The 13,146-nt window shown below is 63.3% G+C and carries 15 protein-coding genes; 11 read left to right on the top strand and 4 right to left on the bottom strand.

Annotated features, from left to right (window positions below; all coding sequences use genetic code 11):
* Positions 1 to 275: 275 nt before the first annotated feature.
* The 3 genes from folE to ACZ48C_RS07340 all read left to right on the top strand — a co-directional run bounded on the left by folE (position 276) and on the right by ACZ48C_RS07340 (position 2,691).
* Entirely contained in the window at positions 276 to 887 is a 612-nt protein-coding gene (gene folE / locus ACZ48C_RS07350; RefSeq protein ID WP_318911835.1) for a GTP cyclohydrolase I FolE, read from the top strand.
* A gap of 35 nt (positions 888 to 922) precedes the next feature.
* On the top strand, positions 923 to 1,375 hold the full coding sequence (hisI, locus tag ACZ48C_RS07345) for a phosphoribosyl-AMP cyclohydrolase (RefSeq protein ID WP_464782607.1): 453 nt from the start codon (positions 923 to 925) through the stop codon (positions 1,373 to 1,375).
* 353 nt (positions 1,376 to 1,728) lie between these two features.
* Positions 1,729 to 2,691: a patatin-like phospholipase family protein gene (locus ACZ48C_RS07340; RefSeq protein ID WP_119258258.1), complete on the top strand. Its 963-nt coding sequence runs from the start codon at positions 1,729 to 1,731 to the stop codon at positions 2,689 to 2,691.
* A 105-nt stretch (positions 2,692 to 2,796) separates the two neighbouring features.
* Here ACZ48C_RS07340 and ACZ48C_RS07335 read toward each other — a convergent pair whose 3' ends face one another.
* Positions 2,797 to 3,225, bottom strand: a complete 429-nt coding sequence (locus ACZ48C_RS07335) for a CBS domain-containing protein (RefSeq protein WP_119258259.1) — start codon at positions 3,223 to 3,225, stop codon at positions 2,797 to 2,799.
* A gap of 185 nt (positions 3,226 to 3,410) precedes the next feature.
* On the bottom strand, positions 3,411 to 4,154 hold the full coding sequence (locus tag ACZ48C_RS07330; RefSeq protein ID WP_119258260.1) for a rhomboid family intramembrane serine protease: 744 nt from the start codon (positions 4,152 to 4,154) through the stop codon (positions 3,411 to 3,413).
* A gap of 290 nt (positions 4,155 to 4,444) precedes the next feature.
* On the opposite strand from ACZ48C_RS07330, the gene ACZ48C_RS07325 reads away from it, so the two are divergent.
* From ACZ48C_RS07325 to ACZ48C_RS07295, 7 genes are all read left to right on the top strand, one after another.
* A complete protein-coding gene (locus tag ACZ48C_RS07325; RefSeq protein ID WP_464782606.1) occupies positions 4,445 to 5,113 on the top strand; it encodes a PAS domain-containing protein in 669 nt (222 codons plus the stop codon).
* Positions 5,114 to 5,214: 101 nt separating this feature from the next.
* Positions 5,215 to 5,826 carry a PilZ domain-containing protein gene (locus ACZ48C_RS07320; protein ID WP_119258262.1) on the top strand — a complete coding sequence of 204 codons (612 nt, stop codon included), beginning with the start codon at positions 5,215 to 5,217 and terminating at the stop codon, positions 5,824 to 5,826.
* Between the two features lie 158 nt (positions 5,827 to 5,984).
* Positions 5,985 to 6,230 (top strand): hypothetical protein, encoded by a 246-nt coding sequence (locus ACZ48C_RS07315; RefSeq protein ID WP_464782605.1) that lies wholly within the window; start codon positions 5,985 to 5,987, stop codon positions 6,228 to 6,230.
* 77 nt (positions 6,231 to 6,307) lie between these two features.
* A complete protein-coding gene (locus tag ACZ48C_RS07310) occupies positions 6,308 to 6,907 on the top strand; it encodes a transglutaminase-like cysteine peptidase (protein WP_464782604.1) in 600 nt (199 codons plus the stop codon).
* Positions 6,908 to 7,151: 244 nt separating this feature from the next.
* On the top strand, positions 7,152 to 7,913 hold the full coding sequence (locus ACZ48C_RS07305) for a hypothetical protein (RefSeq protein ID WP_454632623.1): 762 nt from the start codon (positions 7,152 to 7,154) through the stop codon (positions 7,911 to 7,913).
* 120 nt (positions 7,914 to 8,033) lie between these two features.
* Positions 8,034 to 9,482, top strand: coding sequence for a D-alanyl-D-alanine carboxypeptidase (locus ACZ48C_RS07300; RefSeq protein WP_464782603.1), 1,449 nt, complete (start codon positions 8,034 to 8,036; stop codon positions 9,480 to 9,482).
* A gap of 163 nt (positions 9,483 to 9,645) precedes the next feature.
* Positions 9,646 to 9,918, top strand: coding sequence for a hypothetical protein (locus ACZ48C_RS07295; RefSeq protein ID WP_119258435.1), 273 nt, complete (start codon positions 9,646 to 9,648; stop codon positions 9,916 to 9,918).
* Between the two features lie 6 nt (positions 9,919 to 9,924).
* On the opposite strand, the gene ACZ48C_RS07290 is transcribed toward ACZ48C_RS07295, so the two are convergent.
* Both ACZ48C_RS07290 and ACZ48C_RS07285 read right to left on the bottom strand, forming a co-directional pair.
* Positions 9,925 to 10,362: a DUF1489 family protein gene (locus ACZ48C_RS07290; protein WP_318911825.1), complete on the bottom strand. Its 438-nt coding sequence runs from the start codon at positions 10,360 to 10,362 to the stop codon at positions 9,925 to 9,927.
* 73 nt (positions 10,363 to 10,435) lie between these two features.
* Entirely contained in the window at positions 10,436 to 11,836 is a 1,401-nt protein-coding gene (locus tag ACZ48C_RS07285; RefSeq protein WP_318911824.1) for an L-serine ammonia-lyase, read from the bottom strand.
* Positions 11,837 to 12,398: 562 nt separating this feature from the next.
* Here ACZ48C_RS07285 and ACZ48C_RS07280 point away from each other — a divergent pair.
* Entirely contained in the window at positions 12,399 to 13,088 is a 690-nt protein-coding gene (locus ACZ48C_RS07280) for a DUF599 domain-containing protein (RefSeq protein WP_464782602.1), read from the top strand.
* Positions 13,089 to 13,146 lie beyond the last annotated feature (58 nt).

Genomic DNA, 13,146 nt, shown 5'->3' with positions numbered 1-13,146 from the left:
CCTCGTCGGGAAAAAAGCACGGCGTGTCGCCTCAGGCCTCTTTCGCAGTGGTTGTTCGATACTATATGATAACTCGTATTGGGGTGAGGGTTTTACAAGTGTCGAACCATCACCTGTTGTTTGGGAAACCGTGCCGGACGGTCGATCGCACTGATAAGCGATGACCCGAAAGCCCCGGAGCCCGCCAACGGAACCCAAGCCTGCAGGGTTAGGCGAATGGCCAGTGGCGAGTCCGATAAACACGTCAGGTAACCTGCAGAAAGGTCAATGGGTCCATGGACGCCATAGTCACCAATTTTCCCCGCGTCGAGGATGATGCTGGTCGCCCCACGCAGAAAGAGGCGGAAGACGCCGTTCGCGTTCTGCTTCGCTGGGCCGGCGACGATCCGCAGCGCGAGGGCCTGCTCGACACGCCCAAGCGCGTCGCGAAAGCCTATCGCGAACTCTTTTCCGGCTACGACCTTGCCGCCGAGGATGTGCTCGGCCGCACCTTCGAGGAGGTCGCCGGCTATGACGACATGGTGCTGGTGAAGGACATTCCGTTCTTCTCGCATTGCGAGCACCATATGGTGCCGATCATCGGCAAGGCGCATGTCGCCTATCTGCCGAACGGCCGGGTGCTGGGTCTTTCCAAGATCGCCCGCGTGGTGGAGATATTCGGTCGCCGCCTGCAGACGCAGGAGACGATGACGGCGCAGATCGCCAAATCCATCGACGAAACGCTGAACCCGCGGGGCGTCGCCGTGATGATCGAGGCCGAGCATATGTGCATGGCCATGCGCGGCATCCAGAAACAGGGCTCGACAACGCTCACCACCACCTTTACCGGTGCCTTCAAGACCGAGCCGGCCGAACAGGTCCGGTTCATGACAATGATCCGGAGCTAGGCGACAGCCGGCTCCGCCCGACGGAGCCGACCGCCATGCCGATCACCTTTCAAGCCCCCTCCAGGGACAAGGCCGAGCTGGAGACAGGCCCGTCCTTCACCCCCCGCTTCGACGGCAACGGCCTCGTGACCGCCGTCGTGACGGATGCGAAGGACGGCGAACTGCTGATGGTCGCCCACATGAATGCCGAAGCGCTGGCGCTCACCATCGAGACCGGCATCGCGCATTACTGGAGCCGCTCGCGCAATTCACTCTGGAAAAAGGGCGAGACCTCCGGCAACCTTCAGACCGTCGTGGAACTCAGGACCGACTGCGACCAGGACGCCGTCTGGCTGAAGGTCTCCGTCGCCGGCCACGACGCCACCTGCCATACCGGTCGCCGCTCCTGCTTCTACCGCACGGTCTCGGGCGGCCCGGACGGCGCGGTGCTGACGATCACCGGCGGCGAGCCGCAATTCGACCCGGCGACCGTCTACAGCAAAAATTAAGCATCTCTGCGAATAGCGTCCCGTTCCGGCACGGATTTACCATTTGGCAACCTGTCGGGTCGCCTAATCCAAGCATGGCGGACCTTATCCCCGCCATGCGGATCAGGATATGGAACCCCATCGCTCGCATGCGCTTCGAAAGGTTTCCGACGCCACCCTAAAAGGGGTAGCGGTATCCGGGGCAGGCCCCCATCTTCCGCCTCGAGAAAAGTGCTCTTTCCGGGATTTTTTGTCCCGAAAGTTCCCCGCGTCACAGATTGCAACTATTCTGCCATTTATTGTGCTCCCGAGGGCAGCCAATTGGCGGAACCGTTTGCTTTACCGCGAATTCCTTTAGGGAACGGAGGTCCGGAATGTTGAACTGGAGTTTCAATCGTAGCCTCGTAACGGCGGATGCCTCGGATCCCGGCGGACCTTCCATGAACGACGTTTCCCACATTCCCGCGCCGGCGCCGCCGCGCAAGCCGAAGATCGCCCTTGCCCTCGGCGGCGGCGCCGCCCGCGGCTGGGCCCATATCGGCGTGCTCCGGGCGCTGGAGGAAGAAGGCATCGAGGTGGGCATGATCGCCGGCACCTCCATCGGCGCCCTCGTCGGCGGCTGTTATCTGGCCGGCAAGCTCGATGAGCTGGAGGCCTTCGCCCGCTCGCTCACCATGCGCCGCATTGCGAGCCTCCTCGATTTCACCATTCGCGGCTCCGGCCTCTTCGGCGGCATGCGGCTGACCAGGCGCATGCAGGAGCATATCGAGAACCTGTCGATCGAGGATCTCGACCGGCCCTTCGTCGCGGTGGCGACGGAGGTCAACAGCGGCCACGAAGTCTGGATCAACAGCGGCTCGCTGATCACGGCATTGCGCGCGTCCTATGCCCTGCCCGGCATCTTCGAGCCGATCAAGTGCAACAACCGCACGCTGGTGGATGGCGCCCTGGTGAACCCGGTGCCCGTTTCCGTCTGCCGGGCGCATGAGGAGCTTCTGGTCGTCGCCGTCAACCTCAACTACGACCTCTACGGCCGCTCGGCCGTGATCAAGCACAGCGCGGGCCCGCAGAAGATCGAAGAACAGAAGCAGGAGGACAGCGCCGCCCGGCTGGGGCTGACGAGCGTCATGGTGCAGTCCTTCAACATCATCCAGGACCGGATTTCCCGCGCGCGCCTTGCCGGCGATCCGCCGGACCTCGCGCTGCATCCCAAGCTGGCCGATATCGGCCTTTCGGAATTCCATCGCGCCGGTGAATCCATCGAACGCGGCTACCTTGAGGGCAAGGCGCGGATTTTCGAGATCAAGCGGATGCTGGAAGTGGTGATGGCTCGCTGAATGCGGGCTTTCTGGGAAAATCGACCGGTTCTTGCACGGGAAAGACGAAATGGGCGGCGGGCGGAGCGATGGAAATCGTTCCGCCCGAACCCGTTCGGTGCCGTATCAGCTTGCGATATAGGCCTTGATGGCTTCGGCTTCGTGCTGGATCGCGCGGATGTGGGATTTCACCACGTCGCCGATCGAGATGATGCCGACGAGGCGGCCGTCCTTTTCCACGGGAATGTGGCGGGCGCGCAACGTGCTCATCATTTCCATGAGCTCCTCGACCGTCTGGTTTTCGCCGCAACGATGGACATTGCCCCACATGATGGAGGAAATGGGCTTGTCCAGGCATTCGCCGCCGCTGCGGGCGATGGCGGCCACGATATCGCGCTCGGTCAGAATGCCCGCGATGCGGTCATTTCGATCCACGATGACGATGGCGCCGATATGATTTTCATGCAGATAGACGGCAGCCTGCCTTACGGTGAGCTGCGGGCCGCCGGTTACGACGTTGCGGCCTTTTTCGTCCAGTATAGTCCTTACATACATGCGTACCTCCCGTGTGCATCATGACGCTGAGAGGCGGGACATCCGCGCAGGGATGCCCTGCCAGTACGGGGCGGCATCCCTTCCTCCTTGCGGATGCTACCCTGTTCCGGTGTGCATGTGCGAACCGGAACAATGTTATGGTGCGCCACGAAAGAGGCGATTGCAAGACGGCTAATAGACTATCGTTAATCCCGCCGGCTCTCGGCCACGGAAACGTCGAAGATCGGGAAGAACAGGAAGCCGAACAGGAAGCCGCCGATATGCGCTTCCCACGCCACCGCCCCGCCGGCGGCCACAGAACCGAAGATCTGGCCGAAGCCGATCAGGAAGTTCGTGAGGAACCAGATACCGGAAAAGACCAGCACGGACCGGTTGGAGAGTGCTTCGGGGATGGTGAGTCGGCGGTTGAGATGGGCAAATTGCCGGCTGACGCGCCCGCTCGGCGAAAAGACGAAGCGCGCCGCTGCGCCCATCAGGCCCGACACGACGCCGGAGGCACCCACGACGAGGATCATCGCGCCCCAGTGCAAGGCCGTGTGGAAGGCGACGGCCGCGATGGCCGAAAGGCACCAGAAGAGGAAGAACCGCACGGTGCCGATGCGCCGCACGACGGGCGCCCCGAAGGCGACCATCCAGAACGCATTGAAGATCAGATGCTCCCAGCCGCCATGCAGCAGCGAATAGGTGACCGGGCTCCACAGCCAGCTCAGGTCCCATTCGGAGAACGGAACGGCATAGCGCCCCGGGATGAAGGCGAATTCCAGCAGCACGTATTCGTCGGCCGACGGCGAAAGGACATAGGTGCGCACCAGATGGACGAGCGTCAGCAGCCCGAGAACGAAGACGAGGCTTCCGGGCAGGTTGAACGCCGGCTCCCGCTTGCGGGCCTCGAACCCGTCACCCTGCACTTCGATGCCGTCGTTACTCATGACCGAACCACCCAACTCAAAAATCGATTCGTGCTTATATCGAGAAAAGAAAGGCCGTGCAGCTTTCGCCGACGGCCGGTGCCCCCAATCCCCGGGGCGAAACAGATGTGCAGTAAACCATTCCCTCGTGAAGGGATGCCGGATGTTCTCCCAAGCCGGCCGGCCGCGCAATGGAAACCAATCGTTAACCTTAATATCCGTCTGGCACGAAACTCGCACAGTCTCTCACAAATGCCCCCTGCACCGCCTCCGGCGTGCCGTAGCGGGACAGAGCAGACGGAAGAACGAGCATGCATACCAGAGCTGCAACCACGCTTTACGATTACTGGACGCGCCAGCGCGGCGAGCGCGCCGTGCCATTGCGGAGCACCATCGAACCCGCCGACATCGCGGCGATCCTGCCGGATGTCTTCATGCTGGAGTATGGACGACTGCATGCGCCGCGCTTTCGCCTCGCCGGCACGCGCATGTGCGCCCAGTTCGCCCGCGAGCTGAAGGGCATGGATTTCGACGCGCTGTTCGCCCCGGACCAGCGCAGCCGCGTGGCCCGCATGGCGGAAAACGTCATGGCCGAGGCCGTGCCCGCGATCATGCGGATCCGGCTCGTCGACGGCGCGCTGGAAAATACCGAGGCGGAAATCGTGCTGCTGCCACTTGCGACCGCCGGCCGGACGGCCGACCGCATCATCGGCACCTTCGCCCCCCTGCCCGGCCAACGCCAGCCGCTCTCGGCCTTCCGCTATGCCACGCTCGATGCGCTTTCGGTCATCGACCCGGCGCGCAAGGACGATCTGGCCGGCAGCCGCCCGCCGATCCCCATGCCGACATCCGTCATGGCCATGCGACCGGCCGGCTTCGGCCAGAAGATCAGCCGGGTCATGCACCTGCGCATTTTCGAAGGCGGGCGGAAGGACGGCGGATTGGCGGAAACGCAACCAACATCGCCCAAAGGTTGTTGAAACCACAACCCGAGGCGACATTTTCCCGCTCCGGCAAACCTTCTGTTAACCCCGAAAGGTTAAGGGTTGGAAAGAGATAGGACGATCAGGCACGCGCGCTCATGTACTCTTTCCAGCAAGCATCGCCGGCAACCAGAGCAGCGCAACCCGACCAGCGCAACTTCCAGCGCGTCTCGGTGAACCTGCCCGGCCGCCTGATGCTAGCCAGCCATGACGAATTCGACTGCACCGCCCTCGACATGTCGCCGGGCGACGCCAGCTTCGTCTGCAGCGCGCGCCCGCGGATGGGCGAGCGCATCATCGCCTATATCGACCATGTCGGCCGCATCGAGGGCTCCGTCGCGATCCTTCGCGAAGACGGCTTCGTCATCCAGTTGAACGCGACGGACCGCAAGCGGGAAAAGCTCGCGGCCCAGCTCACCTGGATCGCCAACCGGCACGAGCTCGGCCTGCCGGAAGACCGCCGCCACGACCGCCTCACGCCGCGCAATACACGCACGGACCTGACGCTCGACGACGGCCGGCGCTATCCCTGCCGCATCATCGACCTTTCGCTTTCGGGCGCCGCCGTCGATATCGACGTCCGCCCTGCCCTCGGCACGCCTGTCCAGCTCGGCAACATGAAGGGGCGCGTCGTGCGCCACTTCCAGGAAGGCGTCGCCATCGAGTTCTCGTCCGTCCAGTCGCGGGAAGCCCTCACGGCATTCCTGTAGCATTCCGGCACAGCCGAAAGCCGATATTGTTTCAAAAAGGGCCCTGCGGGGCCCTTTGCTGTTTCAGCCCGGATCGAGACACATTCTCGAAAAAGAAAATCAAAAAAAATCTGCCGCGCGAGTCCATCATCGGGAAAAATGCAGCGATGCGAGTACGCATGATATCCGACGACGACGTTGTGCCAGCACTCATCCGCGTGGAAATTCCGGCTTCCAATAAGCCGAGCCTAGCCCAATATCGCCCGATTAAATCGAAAAACAATTATGAATCAATAGCATGGCGGAAAATGAAAGCCCGCAACCGCGAGCGTATTCGCTACAATTTTAATCAAATTCGCTTCAAATACAGTTCAAATCAATCTCAAATTCTATTCTTGTTTTATGCTTATGCGATCTTGATTTGAACTAAGTTCTACTTCGGCTTTTCGCGCAAGCTCAAAACATACCTGTCATTGTCGCCTCATCGAACGGGGACATAGCAATGACAAAAATCATCAAGACAGGGACGTTTGCATTCCTCCTTTCCCTGGTTGCGGCACAGGCCGCCATGGCGCTGCCGGCCAACACGCCGCTTGCAGGCGCGACCAACCAGCCGATCGGCCACTATGAATTCTGCAAGGTCAATGCCAGCGAATGCGGCCCGAACGGCCGCGACGACGGCCCGCTCAAGCTGACGCAGGAAAACTGGAAGACGATCCTCAACGTCAACTACGCCGCCAACACCGAATTCGCGCCGATGACCGACATGGAAATCTACGGCGTCGAGGAGAAGTGGGCCTATCCGGAATATGCCGCCGACTGCGAGGACTATGTCCTCATCAAGCGCAAGCGCCTGATGGAAGCCGGCATCTCGCCCGCGAACCTCCTGATCACCGTCGTCCTCCAGCCGAACGGCGAAGGCCACGCGGTCCTGACCGTGCGCACCGACCGCGGCGACTTCGTGCTCGACAACATGCGCAACAAGGTCCTGCTCTGGTCGGAGACCGAATACCGCTTCCTCAAGCGCCAGTCGTCGGCCAATGCCGGCAAGTGGGTCAAGCTGCAGGACGGCCGCGCCGAAGCTGTCGGTAGCGTCAGGTAAGGACCGGCGCCCGAGGGCGCGCGAAGAGACTGCCCGGCGGCTTCGCCGGGCAACAGAAAGGGCCCGGTCAGTCCCCCAATCCCCGTCCCCGACCTTGGCCCTGCGGCCGGTTCTCCTGTCCCGGAACCGGCCGCTCCCTTTTTGAGGGCATGTCCGCCCAAATCCTCAACCGAAAATTAACCATGTTGGCAGACCCTCCGCCCAGGTGTCCCGCAATAGACGGGTCGAAGGAGCGCGAGGCGACATGGCTGCGACGGCAACCGGCAACGAGGACCATGCCCCGCTCATCTCCAATCGCCTGCTGACGCGCCTGACCGTCGGCGTCGCGGTTCTCGCCGGGCTGACGCTCGCCATCAGCGTCGCCGGCCGCGCATTGGGCGAGCGCATCGCGCTTGCCGGCCATACCGAAAGCGCTGAGGCCGTGGACGTCGTGATCGGCCAGGACCAGATCCGCCTTCCCGCCAATACGATCCGCTTCGAGGAGCAGCGCCGGCCGGGCCGCACGGAGCGCGTCGATCTCTACCTCACCTGGCCGGAGATGAATGGCTATTCCAACGCCGAGCGCATCCGCTTCAACGATGCGACGCGGCCCGAGAGCCTGATTTTCCTCAATCTTTCGCAAAGCACCATGTCGCGCGACATGTCCGGCCGGCTGGCGCCAATCTACAGCCACCTGTTCGACGACCGGACGGAACCCGGTCCGGCCGGCCTGACGATGCAGCCGCTGCGGGAGAATTCCGGCTATGGCGGCGAGGTATTCTTCACCGGGACGCTGCCCGACGGCTCCGACTATGCGGTGCGCTGCATGATGCCGGCGGACGAATCGCAATCGACCAGCGCGGATTGCCAGCGCGATATCCACATCGGCCGCGATCTTTCTGTGCTTTACCGTTTTTCGAGCAGACTTTTGCCGCAGTGGCAGGCGATGGAGGCGCGCGTACGCGATTATCTCGCCGCATCCCTCGTCGAAAACGGCCGCCCTGCCTCGACCACTCGCACCCGATAAAACACGGCCAACCTGTGAAACCAATAATTCATCATAAACCGATTGGTAACGCTGTGTGGCTATTGTGCCTCAAACGGTCGTCGCGGCAGCTCGCAAGCGGACGGCATATGCAATCCGAGAATGAAGAGTAACGTAGTGTCCCGTTCCGTATTCCTCGATTTTCTCCCCCGCTCTTTCCAGGCGATTGCCAATGCGGCGAAAGGTCTGGTGATGATCGGCACGGTCGCCACCCTCGCCTTCGCGACCCCGGCCGCCGCAAATCCGAAATACTCGGGCATCGTCATCGACGCCAAGACGGGCAAGGTACTCTATAGCGAGGATGCGGACGAGCTGCGCTATCCGGCATCGCTCACCAAGATGATGACGCTCTACCTCACCTTCGAGGCGCTGGAAGCCGGCAAGATCCGCCTCGATTCGCGCGTCCCCTTCTCCAAGAATGCCGCCAGCGAGCCGCCGACAAAGCTCGGCGTCGGGACCGGCAAGTCCATCACCGTCGAACAGGCCATCCTCGGCCTCATCACGCGCTCGGCGAACGACGCTTCGACGGCGCTGGCCGAATTCCTCGGCGGCTCGGAAGAGCGCTTCACCCGCATCATGACGCAGAAGGCCCGCGCGCTCGGCATGACGCGCACCGTCTATCGCAATGCCAACGGCCTTCCGAATACGGCGCAGGTCACCACCGCGCGTGACCAGGCCCGCCTCGGTATCGCGCTGCGCCAGCACTTCCCGCAGTATTATTCCTATTTCTCCGTTCGCAGCTTCCGCCTCGGCAAGCAGGTCATCAACGGCCACAACCGCCTGTTGGGCAGCGTTCGCGGCGTCGACGGCATCAAGACCGGCTATACCCGCGCTTCCGGCTACAACCTCGTGACCTCGGCCGTCGCCGATGGCCGCAGCGTCGTCGGCGTCGTCATGGGTGGCCGCTCGGGCGGTGCCCGCGACCAGCAGATGCGCAAGCTGATCGCCACCTACATGCCGAAGGCCTCGCGCCGCGGCGGCGGCGATCTGATCGCCCAGACCAAGGATGCCCCGACGCTCAGCGCCGAAGTCGCAAGCAATGCGACCACCGCATCTGTCTCCGGTCGCGGCCTCGACCTGCCGGAAAACGGCCCGGTCCCGTCCTATCGCTACACCGAAAGTCATCTCGAAACGGCCTATGCCGCATCGGCCGACAGCTCGCAGGTCGTCGGCAAGCGTGCGCTCGCCGCAACCCTGAAACTGCAGCGTGAAGCCGCCGTTCCGCAGGAAGACCTGACGGAACAGGGCGACACCGGCGGCAATGTCGATAATCTGACCACCTCCGCCGTCGCCGAAACCACGCCCTCGGGCTGGGTGATCCAGATCGGTGCGACGCCGGACCGCGGCCAGGCGCAGAAGCTTCTGTCCAAGGCCCAGGACCAGGGCGGCAAGGCGCTCTCCAGCGCAAAGCCCTTCACGGTCGCCGTCAACAGCGGCAGCGAACAGCTCTACCGCGCCCGCTTCGGCGGCTTCGACAACCAGGACCGCGCGACGGCCGCCTGCAAGGTCCTGAAGCGCAAGGGCTTCGCCTGCTGGGCAAGCCAGCAGTAACGCGATCGGACCGTGCCAAATGCGGCGCGGTCCCTGAAATACCGCCTTGCACCCGCAACGGCCGCCGGAAAGGTATTGCGTACCGGAGGCTGCGGGGGGAAGGCAGGCAGGCCGTCACGACGGCTGTGCCATCCTCGATAAGGTAATGCGTACGAGGCAGATCATGGCGATGAACGAGAACCTCTTCGATGTCCCACTCGCAGCGCGCGACGAAAAGCGCCGCTCGCTGAAGGGAACGCTCCATCCGCTGCACGAGGCGGCGATGCGGATCGCGGATATCGGGCTCGGCCGTTCACGCAACCGGACGAAGGATCTCGTCGGCATGCTGCTCGCCCACGGCGCCCGCGCCTGGCGCTCGGGCCAGCCGGTTGCCGGGATCCATCTCCATGTCGGCGTCAGCGAGCACCGCCACCCGGTTCGCCTGCGCCTTCGCTGAGGATCGTCAGAGAAGGCCGAGTTCGGCAAGCTCCCGGCGAAGTTCCATCGGCAGGTCGGCAGTGCCCTCGCCCATATTCGTCAGGTCGCGCGGGGCATCCTCTTCGGTAAGGTAGCGCCACCCCTGAAAGGCGCGGCGCGGCTGGAGCGCGGTTTCGACGACTTCCGGCCCGAGCACGAGCTCGCAGCGCGAAATCCCGTCGACATCCGTGAAGGTCTTGATGTCCAGCAATTGCTGGCGCGCCTGCACCTGTCCCTTGATCACCCAGTAGAGCGAACCGCCATCGAGCAGTTCCCGGTCACGCTTGGGGATCATGCGGGTGATATGGCTGGAATGGGGCTCCATGCCCGCCGCCATCGCGATCAGCGAACGTTCGGACACCCATTCGCGCAGGTCCTCGATCGAGTCCGCGCCGACACAGAGTTTGATGAGATGAAGGGCCATGCCCCTTTGAACGCCCTTGCGGCGGCCCGGTCAAGGGGCCGCCGTGTCGCACTCCACAGGCAAGGGCCTTCGCTCAGCACTCCACCACATTGACGGCGAGGCCGCCGGTGGAGGTTTCCTTGTACTTCTCGTTCATGTCGACGCCGGTCTGGCGCATCGTCTCGATGCAGGCGTCGAGCGGCACGAAATGCTGGCCGTCGCCCTTGATGGCGAGCGAGGCGGCCGTCACCGCCTTGACCGCGCCGAGCGCGTTGCGCTCGATGCAGGGCACCTGGACGAGGCCGGCGATGGGGTCGCAGGTCATGCCGAGATGGTGCTCCAGCGCGATTTCGGCGGCATTCTCCACCTGCTCGGGCGTGCCGCCCATGACGGCGGCAAGGCCGGCGGCGGCCATGGCGGAAGCAGAGCCCACTTCACCCTGACAGCCGACTTCCGCGCCGGAGATCGAGGCATTGTGCTTGATGATGCCGCCGACGGCGGCGGCCGTCAGCAGGTAGTCGCGGATGCCGTCCTGATCGGCGTCCTCATGGAAATGCAGGTAGTAGCGGATCGTGGCGGGCACGACGCCGGCAGCGCCGTTGGTCGGCGAGGTGACGACGCGGCCGCCCGCGGCATTCTCCTCGTTGACGGCCATGGCGTAGACCGAGAGCCAGTCGTTGGCGAGCAGCGGGTTGGCCTTGTTCGAGCGCCACTCCTCCTGCAGCTTGTCATGGATCGAGCGGGCGCGGCGGCGGACCTTCAGCCCGCCCGGCATGATGCCCTCGTTCTTGAGGCCGCGGTCGATGCAGCTCTTCATCGCCTCCCAGATGCGGTCGAGGCCGGCATTCAGCTCCTCGCGCGACATGGTGGCTTCCTCGTTCGCGCGCTTCATCTGCGCGATCGTCATGCCGGAGCGCTCGGCCATTTCCAGCATCTGCTTCGCCGAGGCAAAGGGGAACGGCACCTTCCTGTCGCTGGAGCGCGCCTTGGCAGTGCGCATCTGTTCGAGCTCGGTATCGGTGACGACGAAACCGCCGCCGACGGAATAGTAGATGCGTTTCAGGAGCAGCCGGTCGTCGCGGTCATAGGCGGAGAAGGTCATGCCGTTGGCATGGCCGGGCAGCGGGTTCTTCTTGTCGAAGATCAGATCGTTCTTCGGCTGGAAGGCATAGCCGGGATGGCCGGGCGGCGTTATGCGCCCGGTGCGCTCGACTTCCTCGACGATCGCATCCATCCGGTCGGGATCGACGGAATCGGGCCGCTCGCCCATCAGGCCGAGGATCACCGCGCGGTCCGAACCGTGGCCGACGCCGGTATAGGCGAGCGAACCGTGCAGGCTCATGCGGATGGCGGCGACATGCGCGCCGGCGGGGCGCGGCCAGTCATTCGACAGGATCAGGTCGAGAAAACGGTTCGCCGCCGACATCGGCCCCATCGTGTGCGAGCTCGACGGACCGATACCGATCTTGAAGACATCAAAAACCGAAAGAAACATTCCCGGACTTCTCCTTGCCGCGGCAGGCTGCATGCTTTGATCCGCAAAGCTACGTTATCACGGACCGCGCCCATGGCGATCTCCCGACATCGGGTTTTACCAACGCGACATGCCGGGAAACAAAAACAGCGCGTCCCGAGGGAACGCGCTGTTAATGTAAGGGCTGTGGCCGGGTATTTTCAGATGCCGCCGAAAAGATAGGCGATGACCAGAACCGCGCCAAAACCGAGAACTGCCCGGGCGGTCACGCCCCAGCAGGATTTCTGAACTGTGCTTTCCATGATTTCCCCGATGGAACATGCCGGCGCAGCAGCCGTGATCGGCGCTGCATGGGCTCTGTTTAATGAAGAATTCATGAAACCGCAATCGCGAAAAATGGCGAAACCAAGGCGAATGCTTCATGGGTGACCTGCACGGCGCGCATGACCTGTCGCAAAATCAGACAGTTGCGGGCGGCAAGCCCGGCGCGCTTGCCGCCGCCTTTCCGCCGCAAGTCTGAACGGGCTTCGGGCTGCGGCGCCGGCCCCTTGCAAAATGCCGAATCCATGGCACAAACCCAGGCATGACCAGTCCGGATATCGCCGCCCTTGCCGTCTTCATCGTCCTGTGGGTCGGGTATTCCTGGCTTACCGACCGGGCGAAGCTGTTCGACCGCGTGAGCCTGACGCGGGCGATGAGCTCGCAGCGCGCGATCTGGATTCGCAACGCCATGCACCGAGACCTGCGCATGATCGACACGCAGATCATGGCCGGCCTGCAGAACGGCACGGCCTTCTTCGCCTCCACCTCGCTTCTGGCGCTCGGCAGCTGCTTCGCGCTGCTCGGGGCGACGGACAAGGTGTTCAGCCTTTTCAACGACCTGCCGGAAGTATTCCGAGGCAGCCGCTCCGGCTTCGAGATGAAGGTCGGCGGGCTTGCCATCATCTTCGGCTATGCCTTCTTCAAGTTCGGCTGGTCCTATCGCCTCTTCAACTACTGCACCATCCTGCTCGGCGCGATGCCGATGAGCGGCGACATCCACAAGGACCCGGCCGGCGCCGACCTTGCCGCCGACAAGGTCATCCGCATGAACATCCTGGCCGCCAAGCACTTCAACAAGGGGCTGCGTGCGATCTTCCTGTCGATCGGCTATCTCGGCTGGTTCGTCAGCCCCTATCTCTTCATCCTGACGACGATGGGCATCATCGTCGTGCTCGTCCGCCGGCAGTTCTACTCCGAGGCGCGCCTCGGCGTGCTCGAACGCCTCGACTGATCCCTTCCCCGGCCTCCTTTCGGCCATCCGCCCGGCGCAAGCTTGGCGTGGCATATTC

It is taken from the genome of Shinella sp. 1A1 (assembly GCF_055379515.1).
The sequence above is the reverse complement of the archived record's forward strand: the minus strand, read 5'-3'. Positions and strand labels throughout refer to the sequence as shown.

What these genes read in the sequence shown, in the direction of transcription:
- folE (WP_318911835.1), top strand. Translation starts at nt 276, where the DNA reads ATGGACGCCATAGTCACCAATTTTCCCCGCGTCGAGGATGATGCTGGT.
- hisI (WP_464782607.1), top strand. Translation starts at nt 923, where the DNA reads ATGCCGATCACCTTTCAAGCCCCCTCCAGGGACAAGGCCGAGCTGGAG.
- ACZ48C_RS07340 (WP_119258258.1), top strand. Translation starts at nt 1,729, where the DNA reads ATGTTGAACTGGAGTTTCAATCGTAGCCTCGTAACGGCGGATGCCTCG.
- ACZ48C_RS07335 (WP_119258259.1), bottom strand. Translation starts at nt 3,225, where the DNA reads ATGTATGTAAGGACTATACTGGACGAAAAAGGCCGCAACGTCGTAACC.
- ACZ48C_RS07330 (WP_119258260.1), bottom strand. Translation starts at nt 4,154, where the DNA reads ATGAGTAACGACGGCATCGAAGTGCAGGGTGACGGGTTCGAGGCCCGC.
- ACZ48C_RS07325 (WP_464782606.1), top strand. Translation starts at nt 4,445, where the DNA reads ATGCATACCAGAGCTGCAACCACGCTTTACGATTACTGGACGCGCCAG.
- ACZ48C_RS07320 (WP_119258262.1), top strand. Translation starts at nt 5,215, where the DNA reads ATGTACTCTTTCCAGCAAGCATCGCCGGCAACCAGAGCAGCGCAACCC.
- ACZ48C_RS07315 (WP_464782605.1), top strand. Translation starts at nt 5,985, where the DNA reads ATGATATCCGACGACGACGTTGTGCCAGCACTCATCCGCGTGGAAATT.
- ACZ48C_RS07310 (WP_464782604.1), top strand. Translation starts at nt 6,308, where the DNA reads ATGACAAAAATCATCAAGACAGGGACGTTTGCATTCCTCCTTTCCCTG.
- ACZ48C_RS07305 (WP_454632623.1), top strand. Translation starts at nt 7,152, where the DNA reads ATGGCTGCGACGGCAACCGGCAACGAGGACCATGCCCCGCTCATCTCC.
- ACZ48C_RS07300 (WP_464782603.1), top strand. Translation starts at nt 8,034, where the DNA reads ATGAAGAGTAACGTAGTGTCCCGTTCCGTATTCCTCGATTTTCTCCCC.
- ACZ48C_RS07295 (WP_119258435.1), top strand. Translation starts at nt 9,646, where the DNA reads ATGGCGATGAACGAGAACCTCTTCGATGTCCCACTCGCAGCGCGCGAC.
- ACZ48C_RS07290 (WP_318911825.1), bottom strand. Translation starts at nt 10,362, where the DNA reads ATGGCCCTTCATCTCATCAAACTCTGTGTCGGCGCGGACTCGATCGAG.
- ACZ48C_RS07285 (WP_318911824.1), bottom strand. Translation starts at nt 11,836, where the DNA reads ATGTTTCTTTCGGTTTTTGATGTCTTCAAGATCGGTATCGGTCCGTCG.
- ACZ48C_RS07280 (WP_464782602.1), top strand. Translation starts at nt 12,399, where the DNA reads ATGACCAGTCCGGATATCGCCGCCCTTGCCGTCTTCATCGTCCTGTGG.